The sequence below is a fragment of the Aliiroseovarius sediminilitoris genome, from assembly GCF_900109955.1.
Lineage (GTDB): Bacteria > Pseudomonadota > Alphaproteobacteria > Rhodobacterales > Rhodobacteraceae > Aliiroseovarius > Aliiroseovarius sediminilitoris.
Genome location: NZ_FOJB01000001.1, coordinates 1214899 through 1234137 on the forward strand (window position 1 = coordinate 1214899; position 19239 = coordinate 1234137).

Here is a 19239-nt window from a genome sequence, read left to right on the forward strand (position 1 = left end):
CTATCCCTATGCGAGAGACATGGCGCTGGTTTGGAGAATTCGATCCGATCCCGTTAGATCAAGTGGCCCAGACTGGGGCACAGGGTATTGTCAGCTCTCTGCACGCTGTTCCCTATGGCGAAGTTTGGTCGCGCGAGTTGATCGCAGCACGCCGCACACAAATCGAATCCGCAGGATTTTCATGGGACGTGGTAGAAAGCCTGCCCGTCCACGAAGACATCAAGCGCGGAACTGGCGATCTGAAGTCGTTGTTTGCAAACTATCGCCAATCTCTTGCGAATATTGCTGCTGAAGGTGTCTCGACTGTTTGTTACAACTTCATGCCCATCCTGGATTGGACACGCACCGACCTTGCAGCACCTGTTGCGCGCGGAGGCACTTGTTTACACTTCTCCGCAGCAAAAATGGCAGCGTTCGAGATACACATGCTTGGTCGCGCGGATGCTAGGGAAGACTATCATCAAGACGCCGTTCGCGCAGGCGACGCTTGGTTCGCGTCAGCATCCAAGGACGATCAGGCTGCCCTGTTTCACGCGGTTATGTCTGGTCTGCCGGGTGCATTGGATCGATATGATATCGACGGGTTGCGCAGTGTACTGACGAGTTATGCGGGGATCACGCACGATGATCTACGCGCAAATCTTGCACGTTTCCTTGCCGAAGTGGTGCCAACGGCGGCAGATCTGGGCATTCGAATGTGCATTCACCCAGACGACCCGCCGCGAGACATTCTGGGACTGCCACGCATCGTGTCATCAGAGGATGATATTCGTTGGATTTTGCAAGCACAGAATGATCCGGTAAGTGGCCTGACATTGTGCACTGGATCGCTTGGTTCTGCGCAAGGCAATGATGTTCCCGCCATCGCCAAAGTGTTTGCTGATCGCATTCATTTTGTTCACCTTAGAAATGTAACCAAATCGACAGACGGCTCGTTTACCGAGTCAGCGCATCTGGCCGGGGACGTAGATCTTGTGGCTGTAATTGACGAACTTCTAGAAGCAGAATGCCGTCGTGATGTGGACCTTCCATTCCGGGCAGATCATGGGCACGCGCTGCTGTCTGACACAGAGATGGATGCACAGCCGGGTTACACAATGATCGGCCGCCTGCGCGGTTTGTCCGAACTACGCGGGATCATTTGTGCCCTCAGTTAAATTTGTACTCGCGGGGTTCAGCCAACTTGGTGCGAAATTGAGCGGTTCTCGCTGAAGACCCTGAATCTTCCGCATATTATTCTGGTATACTAGTATAAAATAAAGTAGTGTCCGAGTCGACACTGGCATTCGCTAAGGAGTTTGAAATGGAAAGTCCCGTGATCGGTTTTATTGGCCTCGGTCTTATGGGTGGCAACATGGTTGAATGCCTGCAAAAGAACGGTTTTGAGCCTGTTGTCATGGATCTGAACAAAGACGCGGTGGCAACTGTCTTAGCTCGCGGCGCACGTGAAGTCGCCTCGGCAAAAGAACTCGCTCAAGCCAGTGATGTTATCATGCTTTGCCTCACAACTTCCGCAGTTGTGGAAGGCTTGATCTATGGTGATGACGGCATTCTGGCAGGTATCCAGGACGGTGCTGTCGTGATTGATTTCGGCACTTCCATTCCTGCATCGACACGCAAAATCGGCGCGGATCTTGCTGCAAAGGGTGCGGGCATGATTGATGCCCCGCTTGGACGGACGCCAGCCCATGCAAAAGATGGATTACTAAACATCATGGCGGCAGGTGACGAAGCAACCTTTGAAAAAGTGAAGCCAGTGCTGGATGTGTTAGGTGAGAACGTCTTTCATCTTGGCGCTCTGGGGGCAGGGCATACGACGAAGTTGATCAATAACTTCATGGGTATGACAACCGTCAGCGCCATGAGCCAAGCATTTGCGGTGGCAGACCGCGCAGGCGTCGACCGCCAGCAACTGTATGAAATAATGTCGACCGGTCCATCCAATTCACCTTTCATGGGGTTTTGTAAAAACTACGCCGTTGATGATGTCAGCGATCTTGGTTTCTCTATCGCCAATGCCAACAAAGACCTCGGCTATTTCCTTAAAATGGTCGAAGATTTGGGGACGCGATCCGAAATCGCAGAAGGGACGTCACACAACCTTCAAGCCGCTGTCGACGCGGGGATGAGCAATGGAAACGTTCCTGAAATTTTCGATTATTTCGTCAAACTGAAAGCTTAACTTCTGGTTAGGCAGTGTCAGAAGAACCTAGGTTGAAGCGGGCAGGGTGCTGACATAGCGTCCCGCCATGACAAAACGCGACCCACAGGTCGCCGCCCTTGGCGCGCTGTTGGACCCAAACGAAGGCGGCGCGCGGATGGGGCCGGGCGATTTCTGGTGCTGTCTGCGCGCCCGCCTGCCGAGACACCCTTCTTCAACCCCATCCAGACCAAGGAATTCGCCCCCGACTTGCGCGCCGGAGACCGGCTGGGCTTTGTCCTGCGTGCCAACGCGACGCGCACGCAGAAGACCGGCGAACAGACCGCCAGCGGCAAGGAAAAGAAGCGCCATATCGACTTGGTAATGGACGCTTTGCCCCCAGCGGCTAGGGTCGGGCCGAGGCGCGCATGGCCACGGCGCAAGAGGTCGCGCAGACTTGGCTGACGGGGCAGGGCGCGCGGGGCGGCTTTGCCCCCGAACACGTTGCGGTCGATGATTATTCGGTCCATCGCTTCGCGAAAAAGCGCGGCGCACGAAAATACGGAATGCCCGTCACCTTCGGCGTGCTGGACATCACTGGGAGGACGCTGCGCGTCACCGACCCGGCGGCGTTCGTCACAACGCTTGCGCGCGGGATCGGGCGGGCCAAGGCGTTCGGCGGCGGGCTGATGCTGATCAGCCGGGCATGAAGGGCCTGCCGCCTTGGCGCGCATCATCCCCCAGATCGAAGAGGTCTTGCGCGCAGGCGACCTGCCCAAGCCCCTTGGCCTTCGAACGAAAGGTCGCTTAAATGAGCAATCGGAGCGGAACAATTCCGTGACAGGTCCATTTTGACATTGTCATGATAACCATCGGCGTGTCGAGTTGGATGCCTGACCTCGACAGTTTCTTCGCAGAAATATCGAAACTACTCGCACCAGATGGGATGATATTTATCTACGAGCATCATTCCATCTTGATTATGCGTGAGCCGGGACAAGCAAATGACCCGGTCAGTTGGGAGCTATCATATTTTCGGGACGATGCCTACATCGACGAAAGCGGCTTGGATTATTATGGCGGCGAGAGCTATGAAGCGTCGCCAAACGTTTCTTTCAGTCACAAGATGTCAGATATCGTAATGGGTGCTATCAATTCGAGCCTCACTTTGGATTACTTTGAAGAATTGCCAAAACATACATTGAATGCTTGGTGGAATGTTGAACACTCTGAGATCGGCTTGCAGATGAGCTATGTCATGGTTTTCAGAGAACCGAGCCATATTTAGCGACAGCGGACATTCTTGAGCACAAATCCATAGAACGATTCTTCCCGCAGACTGTCGGGTCGGAATAGCGGTTGACCTCGCAGGCGCGGCGAATGACTGCAAAACGGGCTGCGACCGCCGCGTCCAAGCACAGCATAGAGAGTCCGGTCAGGGCCGTTGCCATTTCCACGAAGAACATTTGTTCCGTAACCTGGCTGCTCCCTTTAGGATCGAAAAAGACAATATAGGATTTAGACCATCGGACGTCTTGAAACCATTCGTGCCGGGGCAACTTGGAAAGATACGTTAGAAAAGCATCAAACCTGTCCCATTGGCGCTGACGTCAGACAGATCCAGACCGGTCCCGCCAGACGAGTGTTTTTCAACCCGACCCGGATATGTGCTACACTCACCCATCGCGCTCAATCACGAGCGGGTGGGTCGAACGCCAATTATGTGCGTTCGAAGAAAGGGTCCAAAGAAAATGTATGCTCGCATTACACCTTACAAAATGAAACCAGGAAGCAAAGCCGCGGCCACCAAGATCATGGAGAGCCTGAAAGACAAGATCATGGCGTTGCCCGGTCAGAAGTCCTTCTTGAATGTCATGAACGACGACGAGGGGTCTGGTTATGTCATCTCGACGACAGAGTTGGCAGAGATGAGCCCAGAGACCGGAGAAAAGGTCAAAGCGCTTTGGTCAGCTTTTTCCGAATATCTGGTGGATGAGCCGAAAGCGCATTCATTTACAGTCATCGCAAACTGGAAAGCCTGAGCGCCGATAGAAACGCCGCGCTTGGGCCGTGAAGTGATACATACTATTCGTGCTGAATGATCACCGCTTCAAAGTCGATTTCGCTTGTAACCATGGTGTGATGGCCTTGGCCGTGTTTATCTTCCATGTGCCAGACGTCGCCTTTTGCGATATCGCGGGTCTGACCGTCGCTTGCGGTGACTTTGATGCTGCCCGCAAGGCAGATCAGTTTTTGTCGCACAGGGGTGGGGTGGATTGGTTCGTTCCACCCCGCACGCAACCTTAGAAACATCATCCGACGCGCTGGCTCTGGGTCCGAAACCTCGATGTCTTGCGCGGGTGGTGCGAAGCTGCGCGGTGCCAGCGTGATGTCGATATCGCTCCAATGGCTTTCGCCCGCGGCATCCGCGTAGAGTTTGACGTAGTGCATGATTTCCCCCGTGGCCCATTTTGCACACAGGGATATCACATTGCGTGTCTCTGGCCTATCGTCAGAACGCGGGTTCTGGGTCGCATGGATAAAACGAAAAAGGGCAGACCAATGGTCCACCCGTTGCACTTTGTGCGACCGACATCCGGCTGTGCCAAGTGTTTGTCGACTTACTCCAGAAACGCCTTTTCCACCACGTATTGTGCGGGTTTCGAATTTGCGCCTTCCTCAAGCCCGGCTTCTTCCAGAAGTTCCTTGAGCTCCAGGTTGAAAGGCAGGTTGCCGCAGATCATCGCGCGGTCGTTCTGGGGGCAAAGCGGGTCGGTGCCCAGATCTGCGAACACGTCGCCTGAACGGATCAAATCGGTGATCCGGCCCATCTTGGGGCTCTCTTCGCGGGTGGTGGTCGGGTAGTATTTGATCTTTTTCCAGAAGCCATCGCCGATCACCTCGTTCAGAAGTTCATCATCCTTCAAGGCCTCGATCAGATTGCGACCATAGGTCAACTCGCCCACTTCGCGGCAGGTGTGGGTGATGATCACCTCGTCGTAATCCTGATAGGTCTGGGGTTCGCGCAGCAGGGACGCGAAGGGCGCAAAGCCTGTGCCAGTGGCGAAGAACCAGATGCGTTTGCCGGGGATCAGCGCATCATGCACCAGCGTGCCCACGGGTTTCGGGCGCAGGATGATCTGATCGCCGGGCTTGATGTGTTGCAGCTTGGACGTCAGCGGGCCGTCCGGCACCTTGATCGAGTAGAACTCAAGCTCTTCATCCCATGACGGGCTGGCAATCGAATAGGCGCGCAGAAGCGGTTTTTGCTTGCCGGTCTTGGGGTCCGGGTCGCCCATCAGCCCGATCATCACGAACTCGCCCGAGCGGAAACGCAGGGTTTGCGGCCGGGTGCAGCGAAACCGGAACAGGCGGTCGGTGTAATGTTCGACCTCGGTCACGGTTTGCGCGTCGGGCAGAGTCGGAACGGGTTTTACTTTTGCTTCAGCATCCATAACGGGCGTCACTTCATTCATGTGCATCAACGGGGCACGCGGCCCCGTCCTTTTCTGTCTGCGTATATAGGGAGGTTCAGGGGAAGGGTCTAGCCAGTCAGCCGCGACCTATAGTCATAGTCCTGCCAATCCGCGCGCGACAGCCAGTCGTCTTCGGGCTGGCGCAGGGACAGATCTTCGCTGATCTCGACCTCGTCGAACCCGGACCGGCGCGCCATGGCGTATTGGTCCGAGATCACGTGGCCATGGGCGCGCAATCGACCCTTGTAGCCGAGCAGCCGCAATTGGCGGCCCAGCGTAAAGCCGCGCCCATCCGCAAAAGACGGGAAGTCGATGCGGATCATGTCGATGCCAATCATCAACTGGGCCAGAGCGGCAGGGTCGGTGTCAGAAGGCAAATGCAGCCCACGCGTGTCGTTGGCGGCCCGCTCGTCAGCCAAGGCAAAACCGTTGTCCCAATCGTCATGGGCAAAGCCCGCATCTGTTACGATCACGCTCATGCGCTTGCTCCTATTCGTTGTATCTTGCCATCCACGAAATGGATGCCGCATTCCGTCTTTTCCGCCCCGCGCCAGCGACCGGCACGCGGGTCTTCGCCCGGTTTCACGGGCGACGTGCAGGGCGCGCATCCGATCGACGGGAAGCCCCGCCCAACCAGCGGGTGACGCGGCAGACGGTTGTTGATCATGTAATCGCGCACGTCCTCGGACGCCCAATGGGCCAGCGGATTGACCTTCAGGCGTTCGTCTTCGGCCTCAAAAAACTGAAGATCAACGCGTTTACCGCCCTGAAAGCGTTTGCGCCCGGTGATCCAGCCGTCAAAACCCTGAAGAGCGTTTTCCAGCGGTTCGACTTTGCGCAATTCACAGCAGGCATCGGTGTCGGCCAGATGCAGGATGTTGTCGGGGTCGCGTTTGAACAGCTCGTTTGCGTCGGGGTGAATGACTCGCACATCGGTCAGGCCCAGCTTTTGCGACACCTCGACCTGATAATCCAGCGTTTCCTGAAACAGCATCTGTGTGTCCAGAAAGATCACCGGGACAGAACGGTCGATACGCGCAACCATGTGCAGCAGCACGACACTTTCCGCGCCGAAGCTGGAGACCATGGCCAATGCACCAATTGTGCTGTCCGTCAGCGCGCGTTCAATGACCGAGGTGGCCGAATGGTGTTTGTAGCGCGCATTCAGCGTCTCGACCCGTTCAGCGGGGGCGGGAAGGGGGGCTTCAAGCGGCATTGGTCTTCGCCTCCTCCGGATAAAGGGCGGCCTTGAACGGCGCTGCGCCCAGACGGCGGAAGGCGTCGATGAAGGTCTCGGTTTCGTCCTCGCGCAGGTCCAGATAGGCCAGCACAAGACGCTCGATCGCAGGCACGATCTGGTCATAGGCAAAGCCGGGACCGGCGCGGTTGCCAATCACCGTATCTGGGCCAGCGTCACCGCCAAGGGTGATCTGGTAGTTCTCGACGCCCGCACGGTCGAGACCAAGAATGCCGATATGGCCCAAGTGGTGGTGCCCGCAAGCGTTGATGCAGCCCGAGATCTTGATTTGCAGGTGGCCGATATCGTGTTCGATCTTCAATTCGTCGAAACGTTCGGCAATCTGCTGTGCGACGGGGATCGACCGCGCGGTCGCCAACGCGCAGTAATCCATGCCCGGACAGGCGATGATGTCCGAGATCAGACCGGCATTGGCTGTTGCCATGCCATGTGCGCGCAGGGCGGCAAACAGCGTAGGCAGGTCAGCGCGGTGGACATGGGGCAGGATCACGTTCTGTTCGTGGCTAATGCGAATGTCGCCATGGGCGTAGTGCTCGGCCAAATCGGCAATTACGCGCATCTGGTCGGCAGAGGCATCCCCCGGCGTGGCGCCATGCGCCTTCATCGAGATCGTGACGATGCCGTAGCCTTCGGCGCGGTGCTCTGCGACGTTGGTGTCGACCCACGACCGGAACACGGGGTCTGCGTCGCGGGCCGCGTGATAGGCGTCCAGCGGTGCGGTCTTGAACGCGGGGGCTTTGAAATTGGAGGCGATATCGTCGAAATGCTGTTGATCGACGCCGGAGAAGAGAGGGCGCAACTGGGCAAACCGCGCCTCGACCAACTCGCTGATCTTGTCGATCCCGTTTTCCATCGTGGTGATCTTGATGCGCGCCTTGTATTTGTTGTCACGCCGTCCCAGCGTGTTGTAGACACTGACGATCGCCTCGACATAGGGCAACAGGTCAGCGCGGGGCAAGAAGTCTTTGAGCACCTGACCAACCACCGGCGTGCGGCCCAAACCACCACCAACGATGATCTGATAGCCAACCTCGCCCGCGTCATTTTTCACGATACGGATGCCGATGTCATGCGCCTTGGTCACGGCGCGGTCTGCTTTTGACCCCGTGACCGCCAGCTTGAACTTGCGCGGCAGGAACTGGAATTCCGGGTGGTCGGTGGACCATTGGCGCAAAAGCTCTGCGGTAGGGCGGGGATCTTCAACCTCGTCTGCCGCAGCGCCTGCGAAATGGTCGGCGGTTACGTTGCGGATCGTGTTGCCCGAGGTCTGGATGGCGTGCATCCCGACATCGGCCAGAGCCTCCAGCATGTCGGGAATATCGGCAAGTCGCGGCCAGTTATACTGGATGTTCTGACGCGTGGTCCAATGGCCATAGCCCTTGTCCCAGCGTTCGGAAATCATCGCAAGCTGGCGCATCTGATTGGGGTTGAGCGAGCCATAAGGGATTGCCACCCGTAGCATATAGGCATGCAGTTGCAGATAGACGCCATTCATCAGGCGCAAGGGGCGAAACTCGTCCTCGGTCAGCGCGCCTGAGATGCGGCGCGACACCTGGGCGCGGAACTGGTTGACGCGGTTGCGAACAAAGCCTTCGTCGAAATTGTTGTAATCATACATGGGCTGCGGCCTCGGTCCGGGCAGTATTGATTTGTTTGCCGTGGAAGCGGTTCGACGGCCCTTTGGCCCGGAACGCTTCACGGAAATGGGTGGGGACGGGGCCATTGGGGCCAGCCTTGGCGTCTGCCAGATAGGCGCCCACGGCGATCTCGGGTTGTGTTTCGGCCAGTGCCAGCTGGGCGACGGCCTCCGCCTCATCCTCGATCAACCATGCCATACACATGTCGCGCACCCAGGCCCCGTTCCGGTTCAGATAAATCACATCGCCTTCGACAAGGTCGTTTGCGGTTACAACTTTGGGTGTGAAGGGGCGGGGCATGGCCGGTCCTTTCTTATTGCGTTCCTGCCCTATATAGGACATTTTCCCATCAAACAGCGATATGTTGCGCCAGATAAGGAATATTGTTTCGGTTTCAGGTGATCGCAGAACGTATGGACCAAAAGGAGGAAGAAAACGAAATGTCTGTTCGGCTGGACGAGATCGACCGGAAAATCCTGCGCGAGTTGCAAGGCGACGCCAGCCAATCACTCGACGTGATTGCCAAGAAAGTGGGGTCATCGAAGACCCCGGTCTGGAACCGGATTCGCAAGTTGCGCGAAGCCGGGGTGATCGGCAAAAACACCATGGTGATGGATGCCGAAAGTCTGGGGTTTGAGGCGTGTTTTTTCGTCCTGATCCGCACCTCGGAGCACGAAGCGGATTGGCAGGGGAAATTCCTGGCGGCCTTGCGGGCGCGTCCCGAAGTGATGGAAGCGCACCGGTTGGCGGGCGAGATCGACTATATCCTGAAAGTTCGCGTGAAAAACGCCCGCGCCTATGACGAGTTCTATCAGGCGCTGATTTCTGAGGTGAAGATTTTCAACGTCACGGCCCTTTTGTCGATGGAAGAGATCAAGTTCACGACCGAACTGCCGCTCTGATGTAGCGGGCGGTGGCGCGCTTCGCGCGCCCGAGGGGCGCTGCCCCTCCGCACAAAGCCCGTGGCTTTGTGCTACCCCGGGATATTTCAGGCCAGAAGAAGTCGGAAGAGGTGCGGGTCAGCATCGCACCATGAGGCGCTCAAGCCCGTGAAAGTGGTAAACATTGCCAAATTGTGGCGGGGCGGTCAGGCGCAGGTTGGGGCAGCGGTCGAACAGGATCGGCAGGGCGCGGGCAAGTTCCAATCGCGCGAGTGGTGCACCGATGCAAAAATGCGCGCCCGCGCCGAAGGATGTGTTTGGCTTGATCGGGCGCTGGGGGTCGAAATCGTCGGGATCGTCCCAGACATCCGGATCTCGATTGGCCCCGCCCAACAGCAGCCCGATCTTGTCACCGCGATTGAAATTCTGACCGTAGAGCACTGTCTTCTCATAAACATATCGCGTGAACATGTGCAGGGGTGGATCAAAACGCAGGGTTTCTTCGATGGTCGCATCGCGGGCGTCAGGGGCAAGGGCTGATGCGGGTGTCTGTTGCTCCAGAAGCGTTTTCACGACGATCGCCATCGCGTGTACCGTCGCCTCGTGCCCCGCGTTGAGCAGAAGGATACAGGTCGAGATCAACTCGTCCGACGACAGTTTTTCACCCTCTGCCTCTGCTGCGATCAGTTCAGAGATCAAATCGTCACGCGGATCGTCGCGGCGCTGATCTACATAATCTCGCAGGAACGCGACAAAGGATTCGGTGGCTGCCACGGCCTTGTCCTCGACCGCGCGGGCGCGGCGCGCCTGATACATCGAGACCATGGCGTTGGACCATCGCGCCAGATCATCTGCCATATCCTCGGGCACGCCAAGAAGGCGGCAGATGATGATGACCGGAATGCGCGTGGCGAAGGCGGGCAGCAGGTCGAAGTTGCCGCCCGGAAAGGCGTCGATCAACTGATGGGCCAGCGCGTCAATCTCTGGTCCCAGCCCGGCGATGCGACGGCTGGTGAAGGCGCGCAGCACCAATTTGCGCAGCCGCGTGTGACGGGGGGCTTCCAGTTCCAGCATCGAATGCGCCTCGACGGCATAGAACGGCGCGAGGTGGTCAGGAAATGCAATCGGTTCAACGGGCTCGCGACCGAACCTGCGATCACGCAACAGCGCGTTTACGGATCGAAAGCTGACCGCCATCGGCATATCGTAATCTTCCCACCAGAAGATGTCGCCCTCCGCACGGGCGCGGTCATAAAACCCATAGGGGTTCTGGATAAAGTCGGGGTCCGTCGGGGATTGGGTCAGGCGCAACATCCGCGCATGGTCGTCAAAGCTGCTGGCCTTTGCAAGCGCGGCTTTCTATTCTTTCCCTCATGTTTCGATACCTGCGCACGAAATGGGTCTTTCCCTTTCTCATTGGCTCCGTAGCGATCAGCGCCGGGGCTTGGGCGCTGGCGTGGCGCGCGTCGCTGGCGTCTTTGTCTGAACAGGCGACATCCGAGCTTGCTCTGGCCTCGGACCAGTTGACGCGGCATCTGTTTCGCTACCGCGAATTGGCGGTGGTTCTGGCCGAACATCCTGTTTTGCGGGACCGTTTGGGCGGCGAGCCTGATGTCGAAGGCGAAGCCGATGCGTTGTTGCAGGCAATGGCGGACATGACGGGTGCCTACCATCTTTCACTTGTCGGGGTGGACGGCAAAGTGCTGGCCGCGTCGGGTGAGGGGGAGGCGCAGCTTGACCCAGATGCGCAGTTGATCCATCGCGCGCTGACCGGCGCCTTGGGCGTCGAGGCGCGGTTTCAACCCATGGCCTCGGGTGTCACGCAGCGAATCTTTTCATTTGCGGCTCCAATGCACAGTCGCGACGGTAAACCGTTGGGCACGGTGATCGCGCGGACAGATCTTCTGGATTTCGAAGAAAACTGGCCCTCAACGGCGGCGGCATTGTTTTTTACGCTGAACGGAACTCGCGTGTTTGCGGCAAACCGGTTGGAGCTTGTGGGGGCCGAGCGACCTCGTGAAGGGGTGCTGAAAAGCTCGGTCAGTCATTGGACCGGATACGAGGTCTGGACACTTGATGCCGGACCCTACCTGCCGAACCGGGCGCTACATCTGACCCGTGACCTGCCAGTCATTGGCCTGTCCGGCGAGATATTGCTGGACACCGCCCCGGCGGAGCGGACGGCGGCCCTGCTGGCCGCGATTGCCGCAGCGATCTGTCTGGGGATCGGCGGACTGTTGCTGGCAGTGGGCGAAAGGCGGCGGGCGTTGAACAATCAATTGCGTCTGAAAGCCGCGGCAAATGCCCGGCTTGAAGCGCGCGTGGCCAAGCGCACCAAAGCCCTGTCGGCGGCCAATGTCGATCTGCTGCGCGAAAACCGCGAACGCCGCGAGGCAGAGGCGGCGCTGAAAAAGGCGCAGGCGGATCTGGTGCAGGCAGGCAAATTGTCTGCTCTTGGGCAAATGTCAGCGGGCATCAGCCACGAGTTGAACCAGCCGCTGATGGCCATTCGGTCGTTTGCCGACAATGGCATGGTGTTTCTAAGGCGTGGGCAGACCGATGAGGCTGACAAGAACCTGAGCCGCATTTCGCAACAGGCGGGCCGGATGGATCGGATCATCAAGAACCTGCGCGCCTTCGCCCGACAGGAAAGCGAGCCGATCACCGATGTCGATCTGGCGAAGGTCGTCGATCAGGCGCTTGAGATGCTGGGACCCCGGATCCAGTCGGAACGGGTGCGCGTGGACTGGCAACGACCGGAGGGCGCGCCCAAAGTGCGCGGTGGTGAGGTGCGGCTTCAGCAAGTGGTGATGAACCTGATGTCCAATGCAATGGATGCGATGGCCGAGCGGGTTCACAGAAAGATCGAGATCACGCTGGATCCATCGACGGATCGCGTGGTGCTGTCGGTGCGTGACACCGGCCCCGGCATTGACGAACCCGACCGTATTTTTGACCCGTTCTACACCACCAAAGAGGTCAGCCCGACCGAGGGAATGGGGCTGGGCCTGTCAATCTCCTATGGGCTGGTGCAGAGCTTCGGCGGCGCAATCCGTGGGCGCAATCATCCCGATGGGGGGGCGATCTTCACCGTGGAACTTGACCGCGCTGGCGCGCAGGAGGCCGCATGAGCAAAACTGTTCTTCTGGTTGATGATGACGCAATGGTACGTCATGCGCTGGGCCAGACGTTGGAGCTGGATGGTCTGACGACGATCCTGGCGGGCAGCTATATTGAAGCCAAGGACCACATCGTGCCGGACCTTGATGGCGTGATCCTGTCTGACATTCGGATGCCGGGTAAGGATGGGTTTGCATTGCTGGCACAGGCGCAAGCGGTTGACCCGGAGCTGCCGGTGATATTGCTGACAGGGGAAGGGGATATTCCCACTGCTGTGCGTGGGATCAATGAAGGTGCGTTCGACTTTCTGGAAAAACCCTGTGATCCTGCGTCGCTTTTGGCGGTGGTCGGGCGGGCTTTGCGCACCCGTGCGCTGGTGCTTGAAAACCGCGCACTGAAGGCGCGGGCAGAAACCGGTGACGCGGCGGCCCGCCTGTTGATTGGCGAAAGCACCTTGGCCGAAGACTTGCGCAACACAGTGCGCGCGGCGGCCCATGCACAGGCCGAGGTGCTGATCTGCGGCGAGCCGGGATCGGGCACATCGAAAGTGGCCGAGGTTGTGCACCTGCTGTCCGGCGATGCCACGCGAGCGTTCATCAAACTGTCCGCTTCCGGGCTGGCAGCAGACGCGCTTGAAGCTGCGTTTTCACGCGCCGAAGGCGGCACGCTGTTTCTTGACGAAGTGGCCGCACTTGAGGGATCAACGCAATACCTGCTGCTTGACCTGTTGGACCGGACCAGCAAGACGCGGGTCCTGGCAGGCACCTATCGCGATCTGGAGGTCGAGGTGGGCGCAGGACGGTTCAATCCGGATCTGTTCTACAAGCTCGACGTGCTGCGCATCCGTATTCCGGCGCTTCGCGAACGCAAGGATGATATTCCCGTGCTGTTTCGTCATTATGTCTCGATCGCCAGCGAACAGGCCGCGCTGACCCCGCCCGAGATCGAACATGATGTCATCGCGCAGTTGATGGCGCAGGATTGGCCGGGCAACGCGCGTGCCCTGATGAACGCCGCCATGCGGTTTGCAATGGGGCTGGGGCTGGCGGATGTCGAAGGCGGGGCGTCGGATGCCCGGCCCGGTCTGGCCGAGCAGTTGGCGCAGGTAGAACGATCGTTGCTGATTGAAGCCCTAAGGCGTCACCGGGGCGGCGCGACGGCGGCGGCACGCGAGTTGCAACTGCCGCGAAAAACTTTCTATGACAAACTGGCCCGGCACCAGATTCGGCCTGAAACCTATCGACATTGATGTGCGAATTTCCGCACAGTGGCGTGATATGGATGTGCGGTCATCCGCTCACTCCGCTGCGGAGTTGAGGCTCCGTCACACAAAAATTACCCCATAGGGATATGAAAAAATGGGAAAATATCCCATTTTCACATCTGCGTGATTGTTTTTCTTGGTGAGGCAGCAGAACCGTGTCCCAATAGATGCAGGCGCCCAACCGGGCTGCCGGAGGATATCTGTCTGGGAGGACACCTTATGAAATTCCTGACCATGGCCGTATCGGCGATCGTGCTGACGGCAACTGTGAACACGGCTTCCGCTGCCTGCGAAGAAGGCGAGATTGTCATCAAATTCAGCCACGTGACAAACTCGGACAAGCACCCCAAGGGCATTGCGGCCTCGCTTCTGGCTGAACGTGTGAACGAAGAGATGAACGGCAAGGCTTGCATGGAAGTCTATCCGAACTCGACCCTATACAACGATGATCAGGTGCTTGAGGCGATGTTGCAGGGCGACGTTCAGCTTGCCGCGCCGTCACTGTCGAAATTCGAAGCTTTCACCAAACAATTCCGCATCTTTGATCTGCCCTTCATGTTCAAGAACATGGACGCGGTCGACGCGTTCCAAATGTCGGAAACCGGTCAGGCGATGAAAGAATCCATGGTGCGTCGCGGCCTGTTGGGGCTGGATTTCTGGCATAATGGCATGAAGCAGTTCTCGGCCAACAAGCCGCTGATTGAACCGTCTGACGCCGCTGGCCTGAAATTCCGTGTACAGCCGTCTGATGTGTTGGTTGCCCAGATGCAGGCGCTGGGGGCAAGCCCACAGCCAATGGCGTTCTCGGAAGTGTATGGCGCTTTGCAACAGGGTGTTGTCGATGGCCAGGAAAACACCTGGTCGAACATCTATGGCAAGAAATTCTTCGAAGTGCAGGATGGCACGACGGAAACCAACCACGGTGTGCTGGATTATCTGGTCGTGACCAATGTTGATTGGTGGGAAGGTCTGGACGCGGATGTGCGCGACCAGCTGGCCACCATCATGCACGAAGTCACAGCAACCCGGAACGCAGCGGTTGGCGAAGTTGACGCCGAAGCCCGTCAGGCCGTTCTGGATGCAGGCGGCGAAATCCGCGAACTGACAGCAGAACAACGTCAAGCCTGGGTTGACGCGATGAAACCGGTCTGGAGCCAGTTTGAAGCTGACGTCGGCGCCGAAAATATCGCCGCTGCGCAGGAAATCAACGCGCAATACTAAGCTGACAATCAGGGGCCCGTGCAACATGCACGGGCCCCGATCATATCCCACTTTTGCACCCTTACCTTGACGTAAGGTAAGGGCCGCCCCCAGCATCATGGGAAGGGACAGCCATGAGCACTCACTCTAATAATTCAAACGGGTTCGAAGAAACGGTGATCGCCGTGATCCTTGGCCTGATGACAATGATCACATTTGTGAACGTGGTCCTGCGATATGTTTTCAACTCATCCCTGATTTGGGGGCTTGAGGTGACGCTGATCCTGTTTGCGTGGCTGGTGCTGCTTGGCGTCAGCTACGGGGTAAAGGTCACGGCCCACCTGGGCGTCGATGCGCTGACCAATTTACTGCCCGAGCGGCCGCGGCGTGTTCTGGCGCTGACCGCCGCTGCGATCTGTATCATCTATACCTTTCTTCTTTTGAAAGGCGCGTGGGATTACTGGGCACCCTATGCAGCCCTTGATCGCACCTCGGGTCGGTGGTTCCCCACCGGATTTGAGCAGACCCGCGATCAGGCTTGGTACATCACCGATCAGGTGCCGATGCTTGATTTCCTGCGCTTTCTGGAAGGCTGGATCAACCAGGGCGAAACCTATGACAAGCTGCCCCGTGTGATCCCTTATGCGGTTCTGCCGTTTGGCGTCGCGCTGCTGCTGTTTCGCTTTATCCAGGCGACCATCCGTATCTGGCGTGGCCAGCAGGACAGTCTGATTGTCAGCCACGAAGTGGAAGACGAGATCGAGCAGCTTCAAGACAAGCCCGAGGAGGCATAAGCCATGGACGTCCTATTCCTTTTTGCGATGGTCGTCGGGTTTCTGATGATCGGCGTGCCGATCGCGATTGCCCTTGGCATGAGCTCGATCATCTTCCTGCTGTTGTTCTCGGACACGTCGCTCGCATCGGTCGCGCAGAGTTTCTATCAGGCCGAAGCCGGGCACTATACGCTGTTGGCGATCCCGTTCTTCATCCTTGCCTCAAGCTTCATGTCGACAGGCGGCGTGGCGGCACGGATCATCCGGTTCTCGATTGCCTGTGTGGGCCATTTCCGGGGCGGTTTGGCGATTGCGGGCGTGTTTGCCTGTATGCTGTTTGCCGCTCTCTCCGGCTCCAGCCCGGCAACCGTTGTCGCCATCGGGACGATCGTCATCGCGGCGATGCGCCAGGTTGGGTACACCAAGGATTTCGCCGCCGGTGTCATCTGTAACGCAGGCACGCTGGGCATCCTGATCCCGCCCTCCATCGTGATGGTGGTCTATGCCTCGGCGGTCGAGGTGTCGGTTGGCCGGATGTTCCTGGCCGGTGTGATCCCCGGCATCATGGCGGGCGTCATGCTGATGATCGCGATTTATGTGATTGCTACGATCAAGGACATGCCCAAAGGTGATTTCGCAGGCTGGAAAGAGATTTTCGCCAGCTTCTCGGATGCGCTTTGGGGGCTTTTGCTAATCGTGATCATCATGGTTGGCATCTATGGCATTCCCGGCATCACCGGGGCGCTGTTTACCCCGACGGAAGCCGCTGCGGTCGCGTCTGTCTATGCCTTCCTTGTTGCCACGTTCATCTATCGTGATATGGGGCCGTTGGCTGACAAGGGCGAGGGAAAGCGCACTTTGCTGCAAAAGCCGCAGGCCTTGATCACTGCCTTCTTCCATGTCGACACGCGCCGGACCCTGTTTGACGCCGGCAAGCTGACCATCACGTTGATGTTCATCATCGCCAACGCACTGATCCTGAAGCACGTGCTGACGGACGAGCAGATCCCGCAGCAGATCGCAGGTGCGATGCTGTCGGCGGGCTTTGGCAAGATCATGTTCCTGATCATCGTGAACATCATCCTACTGATCGGTGGACAGTTCATGGAACCGTCGGGCTTGATCGTGATCGTGGCGCCGCTGGTCTTCCCGATTGCCATCGAGCTTGGGGTCGACCCCATTCACCTTGGCATCATCATGGTGGTCAATATGGAGATCGGGATGATCACGCCACCGGTGGGCCTGAACCTGTTTGTCACATCCGGAGTGGCCGGGATGCCTATGATGAAGGTGGTGAAGGCTGCATTGCCCTTCCTGGCCGTTCTGTTTGTGTTCCTGATTATGGTCACCTACATCCCCTTCCTGTCGACATGGCTGCCGACAACCTTGATGGGACCAGAGATCATCACCAAATAAGAAAGGGCGGGCTGCATGTGCGGCCCACCCCCCTCAACACAACGCCGGGCGTATCTCGCCCGGCGTTTACCGTTTTACTCGCTACACCTTCGGGTCTAGCGGCCAAAGGTTGCCAATTTCTTTAGTTCTTCATCTTGCAGGTGTTCATCCCGAGGATTGAGTAAACCGGGCAAGAACCGATCGCACCCGTCACCAACGGCACGATACCGATCAGCGCCCAGACCGGGCCACCAGCGAAGAAATACCAGCCCAGCAGGGCGAGGCCGACGACGATTCGAATGATGCGGTCAATGTTACCAGTGTTTGTCTTGAACATGGTCATCTCCTTTTTTCCGTTCATCTGACCTTAGAAAAGGGAACAGAAAAAAGCATGTGACGTGGTCACATAGAAAACGGTCAAAATGCCGCGCCAAGGACAATGCCGTTCAAAGCCTTTCGGTCAAGGATTGTCACGTTTCCCCGCTCATGCGCCACAGCACCCGCCTGAGCCATCTTGTCCAACCGCCGCGAGATCACCTCGCGCGCGGTGCCGATGGCGGTGGCCATTTCTGCTTGCGTCATATGCAAGCAACCGTCCAGCCCTGCGCGATCCAGGATGAGGGCCGCCAATCGAGCTTCGACCGACATGAAGGACACGTTTTCAATCAGCTGCATCATGGATTGCATCCGGTCGGCGAATGCAGAAAATACCAGTCGCCGAAACCCAGGAGAGCTGTCGAGCAGGGCAAAGAACACATCGCGGGGGATCAGAACCAGACGGACCGCGGTCTCGGCTGTCGCCTCTGCCGTATAAGCGTCGCCCCCCAAAAGACCCAAGGTGGATTGGATACAGCCTTGGCCGGGTGCCAGACGATAGAGCAAGATGTCGCGACCATTGGGTCCGATCAGATTTACATCCACCTGACCGGACAGCATCACGACGTAGCCCTTTACGGCCTCGCCTGGGCAGAACAGGACCGCACCCTTAGGAACATCCATCGGCGTAAGCGTGTCCAAAAGCGCACGCGCCCGGGCATCTAGCGCGGCAATCTCATCAGGATCATCTGTCCAACTCATCGGATTTTATGCCTCCGGCGGGGATATTTGAAACAAGAAAAAGCGCTCAAACCACCTTTTTCTTGTTTCAAATATCCCGGGGGAGGCGCGCCCCTTAGGGGGTGCGCCGTGGGGGCAGAGCCCCCGTTGCCGACCGTATCAGCCGCGCGAGCGTTTTTCAAAACGCGGCAACATAGCTGAGAAGTCCATGCCGCGGCCATTCTCGTTCTCAACGAATTGTTCATACAGGGCAGTGGCGGCCTGGCCCATTGGGGTGTCGGCATCGGCCGCTTCTGCGGCTTGTTGGCTCAGGCGCAGGTCTTTCAGCATCAGTTCAGCGGCGAAGCCCGGTTTGTAGTCGTTGTCGGCAGGTGATTGGGGGCCGACACCGGGGGCGGGGCAATAGGCATTCATCGACCAGCTGTAGCCGGAGGAGGTGGACACGACGTCGAACATCTTTTGCCGATCCAGCCCCAATTTGTCGGCCAGTGCGAACGCTTCGCAGGTGCCGATCATGGTGATGCCGAGGATCATGTTGTTGCAGATCTTGGCCGCTTGCCCCGCACCGCTGTCGCCGCAATGCACGGCCTTCTGGCCCATGATCTCGAACAAAGGTTCTGCTTTGGCAAACGCCTCGGCCGAGCCACCGGCCATGAAGGTCAACGTGCCGCCCGATGCGCCGCCAACGCCGCCGGACACAGGCGCGTCCACCGGCAGAAGACCCGCGTCCAAGGCTTGCTTGGCAACGTCGCGGGCGCTTTCCACATCCACCGTCGAGCAGTCGACGAAAGCGGTTCCCTTGGCCATGGCGGGTATGATTTCGTTCGCCACGGCGCGCAGGATCTGTCCGTTGGGCAGCATGGTGATGACCACGTCGCGACCTTTGGCCGCTTCCACACCCGATGCTGCCATTGTTACGCCGTCGATATCGACGGGGGCCATGTCGAAGCCCGTCACGTCATGCCCCGCTTTGGCGAGGTTCGTGGCCATCGGGCCACCCATGTTGCCCAGTCCGATAAATCCGATTTTCATGGCAGGT

General features: G+C 58.1%; 22 protein-coding genes. 12 read left to right on the plus strand and 10 right to left on the minus strand.

Going from position 1 to position 19239, the window contains the following annotated elements:
* The first annotated feature begins 8 nt into the window (after positions 1-8).
* From uxuA to BMY55_RS06130, 6 genes are all read left to right on the plus strand, one after another.
* On the plus strand, positions 9-1157 hold the full coding sequence (gene uxuA / locus BMY55_RS06105) for a mannonate dehydratase (protein ID WP_091429173.1): 1149 nt from the start codon (positions 9-11) through the stop codon (positions 1155-1157).
* A 146-nt stretch (positions 1158-1303) separates the two neighbouring features.
* Complete coding sequence (locus tag BMY55_RS06110; protein WP_091429174.1) at positions 1304-2182, plus strand: NAD(P)-dependent oxidoreductase; 879 nt, start codon at positions 1304-1306, stop codon at positions 2180-2182.
* 156 nt (positions 2183-2338) lie between these two features.
* Positions 2339-2605 carry a type I-E CRISPR-associated protein Cas6/Cse3/CasE gene (locus BMY55_RS17195; protein WP_177179301.1) on the plus strand — a complete coding sequence of 89 codons (267 nt, stop codon included), beginning with the start codon at positions 2339-2341 and terminating at the stop codon, positions 2603-2605.
* The gene (cas6e, locus tag BMY55_RS17130) at positions 2569-2850 is read left to right on the plus strand and encodes a type I-E CRISPR-associated protein Cas6/Cse3/CasE (RefSeq protein ID WP_091429178.1); all 282 of its coding nucleotides are present in this window, start codon (positions 2569-2571) and stop codon (positions 2848-2850) included. The genes BMY55_RS17195 and cas6e overlap by 37 nt, the downstream gene beginning before the upstream one ends.
* Before the next feature lie 179 nt (positions 2851-3029).
* A complete protein-coding gene (locus BMY55_RS06125) occupies positions 3030-3428 on the plus strand; it encodes a hypothetical protein (RefSeq protein WP_143064292.1) in 399 nt (132 codons plus the stop codon).
* Between the two features lie 490 nt (positions 3429-3918).
* Positions 3919-4182, plus strand: coding sequence for a hypothetical protein (locus tag BMY55_RS06130; protein WP_245744663.1), 264 nt, complete (start codon positions 3919-3921; stop codon positions 4180-4182).
* Positions 4183-4225: 43 nt separating this feature from the next.
* Here the strand turns inward: BMY55_RS06130 and BMY55_RS06135 are convergent, their stop codons facing one another.
* The 6 genes from BMY55_RS06135 to BMY55_RS06160 all read right to left on the minus strand — a co-directional run bounded on the left by BMY55_RS06135 (position 4226) and on the right by BMY55_RS06160 (position 8811).
* Positions 4226-4591, minus strand: a complete 366-nt coding sequence (locus BMY55_RS06135) for a cupin domain-containing protein (protein ID WP_091432092.1) — start codon at positions 4589-4591, stop codon at positions 4226-4228.
* Between the two features lie 170 nt (positions 4592-4761).
* Complete coding sequence (locus BMY55_RS06140) at positions 4762-5616, minus strand: ferredoxin--NADP reductase (protein ID WP_091429183.1); 855 nt, start codon at positions 5614-5616, stop codon at positions 4762-4764.
* 68 nt (positions 5617-5684) lie between these two features.
* Positions 5685-6095 carry a DUF934 domain-containing protein gene (locus tag BMY55_RS06145; RefSeq protein WP_091429184.1) on the minus strand — a complete coding sequence of 137 codons (411 nt, stop codon included), beginning with the start codon at positions 6093-6095 and terminating at the stop codon, positions 5685-5687.
* Positions 6092-6832 (minus strand): phosphoadenylyl-sulfate reductase, encoded by a 741-nt coding sequence (locus BMY55_RS06150; protein ID WP_091429186.1) that lies wholly within the window; start codon positions 6830-6832, stop codon positions 6092-6094. Before BMY55_RS06150 ends, BMY55_RS06145 begins: the two co-directional genes overlap by 4 nt.
* Positions 6822-8492: a nitrite/sulfite reductase gene (locus tag BMY55_RS06155; protein ID WP_091429188.1), complete on the minus strand. Its 1671-nt coding sequence runs from the start codon at positions 8490-8492 to the stop codon at positions 6822-6824. The genes BMY55_RS06150 and BMY55_RS06155 overlap by 11 nt, the downstream gene beginning before the upstream one ends.
* Positions 8485-8811 carry a DUF2849 domain-containing protein gene (locus tag BMY55_RS06160; RefSeq protein ID WP_091432094.1) on the minus strand — a complete coding sequence of 109 codons (327 nt, stop codon included), beginning with the start codon at positions 8809-8811 and terminating at the stop codon, positions 8485-8487. Before BMY55_RS06160 ends, BMY55_RS06155 begins: the two co-directional genes overlap by 8 nt.
* 140 nt (positions 8812-8951) lie before the next feature.
* Between BMY55_RS06160 and BMY55_RS06165 the strand changes: the two genes are divergently transcribed.
* On the plus strand, positions 8952-9413 hold the full coding sequence (locus BMY55_RS06165) for an Lrp/AsnC family transcriptional regulator (protein WP_091432096.1): 462 nt from the start codon (positions 8952-8954) through the stop codon (positions 9411-9413).
* 117 nt (positions 9414-9530) lie between these two features.
* Here BMY55_RS06165 and BMY55_RS06170 read toward each other — a convergent pair whose 3' ends face one another.
* Complete coding sequence (locus BMY55_RS06170) at positions 9531-10706, minus strand: cytochrome P450 (protein WP_091429190.1); 1176 nt, start codon at positions 10704-10706, stop codon at positions 9531-9533.
* A gap of 59 nt (positions 10707-10765) precedes the next feature.
* On the opposite strand from BMY55_RS06170, the gene BMY55_RS06175 reads away from it, so the two are divergent.
* The 5 genes from BMY55_RS06175 (at position 10766) to BMY55_RS06195 (ending at position 17165) form a co-directional block, all read left to right on the plus strand.
* Complete coding sequence (locus tag BMY55_RS06175; RefSeq protein WP_091429192.1) at positions 10766-12523, plus strand: sensor histidine kinase; 1758 nt, start codon at positions 10766-10768, stop codon at positions 12521-12523.
* Positions 12520-13761, plus strand: coding sequence for a sigma-54-dependent transcriptional regulator (locus tag BMY55_RS06180; RefSeq protein ID WP_091429194.1), 1242 nt, complete (start codon positions 12520-12522; stop codon positions 13759-13761). Before BMY55_RS06175 ends, BMY55_RS06180 begins: the two co-directional genes overlap by 4 nt.
* A 234-nt stretch (positions 13762-13995) precedes the next feature.
* On the plus strand, positions 13996-14997 hold the full coding sequence (locus BMY55_RS06185) for a TRAP transporter substrate-binding protein (RefSeq protein ID WP_091429195.1): 1002 nt from the start codon (positions 13996-13998) through the stop codon (positions 14995-14997).
* A 113-nt stretch (positions 14998-15110) separates the two neighbouring features.
* Positions 15111-15770: a TRAP transporter small permease gene (locus BMY55_RS06190; protein ID WP_091429197.1), complete on the plus strand. Its 660-nt coding sequence runs from the start codon at positions 15111-15113 to the stop codon at positions 15768-15770.
* A gap of 3 nt (positions 15771-15773) precedes the next feature.
* Positions 15774-17165, plus strand: coding sequence for a TRAP transporter large permease (locus BMY55_RS06195; protein WP_091429198.1), 1392 nt, complete (start codon positions 15774-15776; stop codon positions 17163-17165).
* 121 nt (positions 17166-17286) lie between these two features.
* Here the strand turns inward: BMY55_RS06195 and BMY55_RS06200 are convergent, their stop codons facing one another.
* The 3 genes from BMY55_RS06200 to mmsB all read right to left on the minus strand — a co-directional run bounded on the left by BMY55_RS06200 (position 17287) and on the right by mmsB (position 19232).
* Positions 17287-17481, minus strand: a complete 195-nt coding sequence (locus tag BMY55_RS06200) for a YgaP family membrane protein (RefSeq protein ID WP_091432098.1) — start codon at positions 17479-17481, stop codon at positions 17287-17289.
* 80 nt (positions 17482-17561) lie between these two features.
* The gene (locus BMY55_RS06205; RefSeq protein ID WP_091429200.1) at positions 17562-18221 is read right to left on the minus strand and encodes a Crp/Fnr family transcriptional regulator; all 660 of its coding nucleotides are present in this window, start codon (positions 18219-18221) and stop codon (positions 17562-17564) included.
* 138 nt (positions 18222-18359) lie between these two features.
* Entirely contained in the window at positions 18360-19232 is an 873-nt protein-coding gene (gene mmsB, locus BMY55_RS06210; RefSeq protein WP_091429202.1) for a 3-hydroxyisobutyrate dehydrogenase, read from the minus strand.
* Positions 19233-19239 lie beyond the last annotated feature (7 nt).